Source organism: Aestuariivirga sp. (genome assembly GCF_044239095.1).
Lineage (GTDB): Bacteria > Pseudomonadota > Alphaproteobacteria > Rhizobiales > Aestuariivirgaceae > Aestuariivirga.
The window spans coordinates 1-7,514 of sequence record NZ_JBIICB010000215.1 but is presented as its reverse complement, the minus strand read 5'-3'; the positions used below and the strand labels follow the sequence as shown (position 1 = coordinate 7,514).

Genomic DNA, 7,514 nt, shown 5'->3' with positions numbered 1-7,514 from the left:
CGGGCGATGGCGGCGGGGTTTCGGCTGCCGGTGCAGCATGGCGCGGCGGCAGCTGCCTGATCCCGTCCTCGAGGGTCTTGCCCAGCCGCTCGAAAACGGCAGCGTCGGCTTCCGGCAGGCGTTGCGCGGCAGGTGGTGGCGCGGCAGGTGGTGTCGCGGGCGGGGCAGCCGCTGCCGGTTGGGCTGGTGCTTCCGCCGTGGCGGTCAGGCGGCGCTCCAGGGCACGCCGCTCGGTCACGTCCTCCATCATGACAAGGGCGTAGGCCGCGGTTTCGACGCCGCCACGGTTGAGGCGCGAAAGCGTAAGGCGGATGTCCCGGCGTCCCAGCTTCACGGCCAGGGACCGGGTCAGGGCGACAGTTCCGGCAGCCTCGGTACGGTTCAGCAGATCCCCGGCGAGGGCGCCATCAGCCAGGACCGCCGCGAGGCTGGCCTGCTGGTCCGGGCCGAGCAGCGCCAGGGCGGACCTGTTCAGATGGCGGAAGGAGCCGTCACGGGTTGCGAGGCCAGCCGCGGCGGGCAGAAGCTCGAAGGCTTCGGTGATCTCCTTCACCGTCTGCGCGGTTTCCCCTTCGGCATCCTGCTGGGCCACCACGAGAAGCCCTGAGCGTCCGTCCGGCAAGGCATGGACCATCATCCGGCAGGCGATGGGGGCTGTTGCCCCCGCGGAGGGAAAATGCAGCAGCGCCTCTTCGGCATGTCCGCGGTTCAGGGTGCGGGCAGTGCCCAGGATCCGCCGGACGCCGGGCTCATCGAGGCCAAAGGGCCGGTCGAGCAGGTCAAAAAGCGATTCACCGCCGAAAAACCCGATTCCCGGAGGGTTCGCCCAGACGATGCGGGCGCGCGCGGGGTCCCAAAGCCAAGCCGCCTGGGAAACGTCCCGCAGGTCATCCAGCGTGAGGGCCGCCATGTCAGCCAACTGTTCACCCTTCCGTTCACCCCATCTTTACGATGGCTTAACCAAAAAACGAAATGAATTCAGCCGGTCTGCCAGCCCACCACTGGCTGGTCCTGCCAGCGTGGTTAACATGTGGCGCGCCGCAACATTTATGTTGCACTGCACAATGAAATGGTCTATATGATCGCCATCACGGCGAATTCAAAGCCGTCCAGAGGAGATGGATACATGTCGACCAAGAAGGTGAAACCCGAACTGCACAGCGAAGCTCAGGCCGAGGTTGCAAGCTTCGCCCAGAAGACCGTCGATCAGGCGCAGGCTGCGTTCGAGAAGGTCAGCGAAGTGGCGCACAGCAATGTCCAGCTCATGGATGAAGCTGCCAACGCCTACAAGAACCGCGTCACCGACATTCAGCTGAAGACGATGGAATTCGCCCAGCTGAACCTCAATGCCGGCTTCGCCTTCGCGCGCAAGCTCGTTGCGGTTCGCGATCCCGCGGAGGCGATGAACCTGCAGCAGTCCTTCTTCAAGGACCAGGCCGAAACCTTGCAGCGGCAGGCTGCGGAGCTGGGCGAGCTGTCCGTGGCGCTGGCCAAGGACTCGATGAAGCCGATGCAGGAGACGATGACCAAGTCCTTCGCCGGCTTCTCCAAGGCCGCCGCGGCCTGACGAAACGATAGCAGGATCAGCCGGCGATCTTCCTCCCCGCCGGAGGTTCCGGTCGAAGGTCCGCCTGACGGCGGGCCTTTTCCGTTTTGCTGTCTTGAAATCGGCCGCGTCAACAGCTAGGAACGGCGCAGCGCAAGCGGACACGTTCCTGGCGCTGACTGTGATGCCGCCTTAGCTCAGTTGGTTAGAGCACTAGATTGTGGATCTAGGGGTCGCCCGTTCGAGCCGGGCAGGCGGTACCATTTACCCGATCAATGATCGGGGCTGTTTTTCTTCAGCATCCGTTCCGAGGCTTGTAACTCTTCCTCGATGGTGCCGAGCTGAAAGATCAGCGCTCGGATGTCACGTTCATCTTGGATGCCGCCTATGGCCATCCGCAGGACATGCACCTGCGCCCTTACCCGGGCGAAGGCATCGTTGAGCTCGGTCATTGCGGACCCTAGGTCAGCATTGTCGTTCATGATGCACCTTTCCGGTCCTGGGTTTATTTGCGAGATGACTGCCGCTGGAGATTCAGAAAAAGCATCGTCGGCAGCCCATAGGCCTAGCACCGATTCTATCGCAACGGCAAATTTTAAACGTGGGCGCAGCGCGTGACGGGGAAAGCCTGCTCCGTCAGGCGAGGCCACCGGCATGCTCGATGAAGGCGACCACGTCATTGACGCCCTTCTGGCGCAGCAGATCGGTGAAGACGAAGGGTCTTGTCCCGCGCACCCTTCGGGTGTCGCTTTCCATCACATCGAGATCGGCCATGACATGCGGCGCGAGATCGGCCTTGTTGATGATGAGGAGGTCCGAACGGGTGATCGCCGGGCCGCCCTTGCGCGGGATTTTCTCGCCCTGGCAGACGGAGATGACGTAGAGCGAGATGTCGGCCAGGTCGGGTGAGAAGGTGGCCGCCAGATTATCCCCGCCCGATTCGATGAAGATCACGTCGAGGCCGGGGTGGCGTTTCACCATCTCGTCCACGGCGGCGAGATTGATGGAGGCATCCTCGCGGATTGCCGTGTGCGGGCAGCCGCCGGTTTCGACACCCATGATGCGGTCTTCCGGCAGTGCCTGAAGCCGGTTGAGGATCAGCGCATCTTCCTTGGTGTAGATGTCGTTGGTGATGGCGGCGACGGAATATCTCTCCCGCATCGCCTTGCACAGCTTCTCGGTGAGCGTCGTCTTGCCGGAGCCGACGGGGCCGCCGATGCCGACGCGGAGGGGGCCGTTCAGGGATCTGGTCATGTGCGGAACACGCGGCTCCTCTGGGTTTCATGCTTCATGGCGGCAATGTCCGCCGCGATGGTGATGGCGCCGAGGTCATCGCGTGTCGCGGTTGCGGCACGCTCCGCCGTCCGGGCGATGACGGGCGCGAGGTCTCGCAGCACTTCGAGCCCTGCCGTCTGGCCGATCGGCACGAGGCGCACGGCAACGGAGGTGAGCGTTGCCGCGAAGCCCTGCAGATAGGCCAGCAGCGCATCGCGCCTGTCGATGCCCATCGCGGCGCAGGCGCTGCCCGCGGCGATGGGGTAGGCGATCTCGTCTTCATCCAGTGCCGGGGCCGCGAAGACGCCCGCCGCGATGCGGAAGGCGCGGCCCAGCTGCGACGTTTCGAGGTGGCGCTCGCGCGAGGTGGCCAGGGCGAGGGCCAGTTCATTGAGGCTGGAGGCATCCTCCTCCCAGCAGCGTGAGAACAGCACGGCGTCATTCCAGCCGGAGCCGCGGGTGATGAGATCGGCAATCCATGCCCTCAACTCATCGCCATCGCGCACGAGGCCAGTGTCGATCGCCCATTCGAGCCCGTGGGAATAGGCGAAGGCCCCCGTTGGGAAGGCGGGCGACATCCATGTCAGCAGCAGGAGGAGCTGGCGCGGTTCAGTGGTCATGCGCGTGATAGGCCCCATGCTCGGGTGAGAAGGGCTCCGTCACATCGCGCACCGTGGCGCCCAGCTGTTCCAGCATGGCGCGGATGATGCGGTCGCGCCTGAGCAGAATGCGCTCCGCCGCGATCTGCGCGGCTAAGTGCCGGTTGCCGATGTGCCAGGCGAGTTCCACGAGGTGGCCCGCGTCGCGCGCCACAACTTCCATGAGGATCTCGGGAGCGGCCACGACTTCGGCCATGCGGCCATCCTCCAGCACCAGCCGGTCACCCTGCTCGAGGTGCACGGGCTTCTCGAAATCGACGAGAATATCCTCGCCATTGGCCAGGGTGATGCGCTTCCGGCGAATGTGGCGCTGATCGGCATCGAGCACCACCACATCGAAGGGCTCGTCGCCTAAGCTCAGGGCGCGGCGGAAGGATGTGGCGCGCAGCGCCATCAGTAGAGGAAGTAGCGCTGCGCCATGGGCAGCTCCTTGGCGGGTTCGCAGGTGAGCAACTCGCCGTCGGCGCGCACTTCGTAGGTCTCGGAATCGACCTCGATGACCGGAGTCGCGTCGTTGTGCACCATCGAGGCCTTGGAAAGGCCACCGCGCGTGTTTTTCACCGGCAGCAATTGCTTGGCGACGCCGAGCTTTGCTGCGAGTCCCGCATCCGCCGCCGCCTTGCTGACGAAGGTGACGGAGGAATTGGTCATCAGCTTGCCGAAGCTTGCGAACATCGGGCGGTAGTGCACCGGCTGCGGCGTGGGAATCGAGGCATTGGGATCGCCCATGGGCGCTGCCGCAATCGAGCCGCCCAGCAGCACCATCTCCGGCTTGACCCCGAAGAAGGCGGGGTTCCACAGCACGAGATCGGCGCGCTTGCCCACTTCGATCGAGCCCACCTCTTGGGCAATGCCTTGCGCGATCGCCGGATTGATCGTGTATTTCGCGACATAGCGCTTCACGCGGTTGTTGTCCGCCGCGCCATCACCGGGAAGCGAACCGCGCTGCACCTTCATCTTGTGCGCCGTCTGCCAGCAGCGGATGATGACCTCGCCGACGCGGCCCATGGCCTGGCTGTCCGACGAGATCATGGAGATGGCGCCGAGGTCGTGCAGGATGTCCTCCGCCGCGATCGTCTCCTTGCGGATGCGGCTTTCGGCAAAAGCAATGTCTTCCGGAATGCGCGGAGAGAGATGGTGGCACACCATCAGCATGTCGAGGTGCTCTGCCACCGTGTTGATCGTGTAGGGCCTGGTCGGGTTGGTGGAGGAGGGCAGCACGTTCTTGAGGCCCGCCACCTTGATGATGTCCGGCGCGTGGCCGCCGCCTGCACCTTCCGTGTGGAAGGTGTGGATGGTGCGGCCCTTGAAGGACGCGATGGTCTGCTCGACAAAACCGGACTCGTTCAGCGTGTCAGTGTGAATCGCCACCTGCACGTCATGCGCGTCCGCCACGGCCAGGCAATTGTCGATGGCGCCCGGTGTCGTGCCCCAGTCCTCATGCAGCTTGAGGCCGCAGGCACCGGCGAGGATCATTTCCTCGAGTGCCGCAGGAAGCGACGCATTGCCCTTGCCCATGAAGCCCAGATTCATGGGGAACGAGTCCGCCGCCTCGATCATGCGCATGGTGTGCCAGGCGCCGGTGCAGGTGGTGGCAAGCGTTCCATGCGCGGGGCCGGTGCCGCCGCCCAGCATGGTGGTGACGCCGGAATAGAGCGCCTCCTCGATCTGCTGGGGCGCGATGAAGTGGATGTGGCAGTCGATGCCGCCCGCGGTGAGGATGCGGCCCTCGCCCGCGATGATCTCGGTGGACGGCCCGATGATGAGGGTGACGCCTGTCTGCGTATCGGGGTTGCCCGCCTTGCCGATGCCGGCGATGCGGCCTTCCTTCAGGCCCACGTCGGCCTTGTAGATGCCGGTGTGGTCGACGATCAGCGCATTGGTGATGACGGTGTCCATGGCGCCTTCAGCGCGCGTCGCCTGTGACTGGCCCATGCCGTCACGGATGACCTTGCCGCCGCCGAACTTCACCTCCTCGCCATAGAGGGTGAAGTCCTTCTCGACCTCGATGAAGAGTTCGGTGTCGGCGAGGCGCACGCGGTCGCCCACGGTGGGGCCATACATCGATGCGTAGGTGGCGCGTGAAATCCTGGCCATGTCAGAGCGCCCCCATGATCTTCTGCTGGAATCCGTAAATCTTGCGCGCACCTCCGATGGGCACGAGCGTCACCTCGCGGCGCTGGCCCGGCTCGAAGCGCACGGCGGTGCCCGCCGCGATGTCGAGGCGGTGCCCCCGCGCCTTGGTCCGGTCGAAGCGCAGCGCCTCGTTGGTCTCGAAGAAATGATAGTGCGAGCCAACCTGGATCGGCCGGTCGCCGGTGTTGGCCACCTCGAGTGTGATGGTGGCCGCACCCTGGTTCAATTCGATGTCGCCAGCCTTGGTGATGACTTCGCCGGGAATCATGTGCGGCACTCCTATCGGATCGGCTGGTGAACGGTGACGAGCTTGGTGCCATCGGGGAAGGTCGCTTCCACCTGCACCTCATGGACCATCTCGGCGATGCCCTCCATCACCTGCGCGCGGGTGATGACATGGGCGGCACTCTCCATCAGGTCGGCAACACTGCGGCCGTCGCGCGCGCCTTCGACCACATAGTCGGTGATGAGGGCGATGGCCTCCGGATGGTTGAGCTTCACGCCCCGCTCCAATCGCCGCCTTGCGACGATCGCGGCCATGCTGACGAGCAGCTTGTCTTTTTCGCGCGGGGTCAGCTGCATGATTCTTCCTCAGAACGACCAAGTTTTGGGCAGCGCAGCACCGTCTGCCAGCAGCGTGAGTGCTGGAATCAGGGATTTGCGCAGTTCGAACCCATCTCTGGCCAGTAGCCTTGCAACCAGCTTGCCAGAATCGTTCGAAGTCCATGCGCTGGCATCGCCCCGGTTGCCGATGGCGTCCCGCACCCTGTCGAGAAGATCCTCGGCCTCAGGCGCGGCCAGCACGACGGTGGCGAAGGCGCGGCCCTCGTCCAGCGTGGCCTTGCTTCCCGGCGGCGGGCCGTCGAAGGCCAGGTCGTCGGCGAAGATGAGGCGGCCATTGCGGCGCACGCGCCAGCGGTCATGCAATCGCGCATGGCGCACTGTCTCGCCCATCGCCTCCCGCCCGAGGATGACGGATTCGACCGCGAGGAAGCGCGCATCCCCGGCGAGGTCGGCATGGATGCGGCGGGTAAGGGCGGCGCCGTCGAACAGGATCGTCTCCTGCGGCAGCCAAAAGAGCGATGAGCCTGGGTGTGCGGCCAGCGTCACCTCGACATCCGCCGCGGGCCCCAGCGAGCGGTAGACGCGCTCGGCGGCTTGCGAGGTGACGGTGAGTTTCGCATTCTCCTCCGCCGTGACGGTGAAACTGAAGCGGTCACCGCCCGCCAGCCCGCCACCGGTATTGATGAGGATCGCCTCGCGGCTGCCATGTGGAATACGCACCTTTGCCGAATGCGCCTCGCGCATCCGCCGCACGCCTAAAGGCCCCATGCTGAGGAGAATGGACCCTTCAGAGCGCTGGTGGCGGACAGCCGCAGTCAAGTCCCCTTCTCCCGTCGCGGCACGCGATGGGAGAAGGTGCCCGAAGGGCGGATGAGGGCCTCTTTCCGCGAGTCCCGGAGTTGAAGCAGGCCCTCATCCGGCCTTTGGCCACCTTCTCCCATCCTTCGGACGGGAGAAGGGGAAGCTGTCAGATCACGAGTCCCTTCTCCCGTCGCAACGCGATGGGAGAAGGTGCCCGGAGGGCGGATGAGGGCGTGTGTCCGCGAGTCCCGATGTTGAAGCAGGCCCTCATCCGGCCTTTGGCCACCTTCTCCCATCCTTCGGACGGGAGAAGGCGAAGCTGTCAGATCACGAGTCCCTTCTCCCGTCGCAACGCGATGGGAGAAGGTGCCCGAAGGGCGGATGAGGGCTTCTTTCCGCGAGTCCCGGAGTTGAAGCAGGCCCTCATCCGGCCTTTGGCCACCTTCTCCCATCCTTCGGACGGGAGAAGGGGAAGCTGTCAGATCATGTGTCCCTTCTCCCGTCGCAACGCGATGGGAGAAGGTGCCCGGAGG

The 7,514-nt window shown here is 64.9% G+C and carries 10 protein-coding genes and 1 tRNA gene; 2 read left to right on the top strand and 9 right to left on the bottom strand.

Translation table 11 applies throughout. The annotated features are described in order from the left end of the window. On the bottom strand, positions 1-919 hold a 919-nt coding region (locus tag ACILRA_RS16810), incomplete at its 3' end, for a hypothetical protein (RefSeq protein WP_395663220.1). Positions 920-1,126: 207 nt separating this feature from the next. On the opposite strand from ACILRA_RS16810, the gene ACILRA_RS16805 reads away from it, so the two are divergent. Continuing rightward, the gene (locus ACILRA_RS16805) at positions 1,127-1,567 is read left to right on the top strand and encodes a phasin family protein (protein ID WP_395663219.1); all 441 of its coding nucleotides are present in this window, start codon (positions 1,127-1,129) and stop codon (positions 1,565-1,567) included. Between the two features lie 165 nt (positions 1,568-1,732). Further along, positions 1,733-1,809 (top strand) — tRNA-His (locus ACILRA_RS16800). A gap of 9 nt (positions 1,810-1,818) precedes the next feature. Here the strand turns inward: ACILRA_RS16800 and ACILRA_RS16795 are convergent. From ACILRA_RS16795 to ACILRA_RS16760, 8 genes are all read right to left on the bottom strand, one after another. Further along, positions 1,819-2,028, bottom strand: a complete 210-nt coding sequence (locus ACILRA_RS16795; protein WP_395663218.1) for a hypothetical protein — start codon at positions 2,026-2,028, stop codon at positions 1,819-1,821. Between the two features lie 154 nt (positions 2,029-2,182). Beyond that, positions 2,183-2,800, bottom strand: coding sequence for an urease accessory protein UreG (ureG, locus tag ACILRA_RS16790; RefSeq protein ID WP_395663217.1), 618 nt, complete (start codon positions 2,798-2,800; stop codon positions 2,183-2,185). Next, positions 2,797-3,441: an urease accessory protein UreF gene (locus ACILRA_RS16785; RefSeq protein ID WP_395663216.1), complete on the bottom strand. Its 645-nt coding sequence runs from the start codon at positions 3,439-3,441 to the stop codon at positions 2,797-2,799. The genes ureG and ACILRA_RS16785 overlap by 4 nt, the downstream gene beginning before the upstream one ends. Beyond that, entirely contained in the window at positions 3,431-3,874 is a 444-nt protein-coding gene (locus ACILRA_RS16780) for an urease accessory protein UreE (RefSeq protein WP_395663215.1), read from the bottom strand. Before ACILRA_RS16780 ends, ACILRA_RS16785 begins: the two co-directional genes overlap by 11 nt. Continuing rightward, positions 3,874-5,577, bottom strand: coding sequence for an urease subunit alpha (gene ureC, locus ACILRA_RS16775; protein ID WP_395663214.1), 1,704 nt, complete (start codon positions 5,575-5,577; stop codon positions 3,874-3,876). Before ureC ends, ACILRA_RS16780 begins: the two co-directional genes overlap by 1 nt. Before the next feature lies 1 nt (position 5,578). Then, complete coding sequence (locus tag ACILRA_RS16770) at positions 5,579-5,884, bottom strand: urease subunit beta (protein ID WP_395663213.1); 306 nt, start codon at positions 5,882-5,884, stop codon at positions 5,579-5,581. An 11-nt stretch (positions 5,885-5,895) separates the two neighbouring features. Next, entirely contained in the window at positions 5,896-6,198 is a 303-nt protein-coding gene (locus ACILRA_RS16765) for an urease subunit gamma (protein WP_395663212.1), read from the bottom strand. 9 nt (positions 6,199-6,207) lie between these two features. After that, positions 6,208-6,999, bottom strand: coding sequence for an urease accessory protein UreD (locus ACILRA_RS16760; RefSeq protein ID WP_395663211.1), 792 nt, complete (start codon positions 6,997-6,999; stop codon positions 6,208-6,210). Positions 7,000-7,514: the final 515 nt, after the last annotated feature.

Excerpts from the sequence above, each read along its gene's own strand:
- ACILRA_RS16795 (WP_395663218.1), bottom strand. The coding sequence starts at position 2,028 with ATGAACGACAATGCTGACCTAGGGTCCGCAATGACCGAGCTCAACGAT.
- ACILRA_RS16765 (WP_395663212.1), bottom strand. The coding sequence starts at position 6,198 with ATGCAGCTGACCCCGCGCGAAAAAGACAAGCTGCTCGTCAGCATGGCC.
- ACILRA_RS16780 (WP_395663215.1), bottom strand. The coding sequence starts at position 3,874 with ATGGCGCTGCGCGCCACATCCTTCCGCCGCGCCCTGAGCTTAGGCGAC.
- ureG (WP_395663217.1), bottom strand. The coding sequence starts at position 2,800 with ATGACCAGATCCCTGAACGGCCCCCTCCGCGTCGGCATCGGCGGCCCC.
- ACILRA_RS16785 (WP_395663216.1), bottom strand. The coding sequence starts at position 3,441 with ATGACCACTGAACCGCGCCAGCTCCTCCTGCTGCTGACATGGATGTCG.
- ACILRA_RS16805 (WP_395663219.1), top strand. The coding sequence starts at position 1,127 with ATGTCGACCAAGAAGGTGAAACCCGAACTGCACAGCGAAGCTCAGGCC.
- ureC (WP_395663214.1), bottom strand. The coding sequence starts at position 5,577 with ATGGCCAGGATTTCACGCGCCACCTACGCATCGATGTATGGCCCCACC.
- ACILRA_RS16770 (WP_395663213.1), bottom strand. The coding sequence starts at position 5,884 with ATGATTCCCGGCGAAGTCATCACCAAGGCTGGCGACATCGAATTGAAC.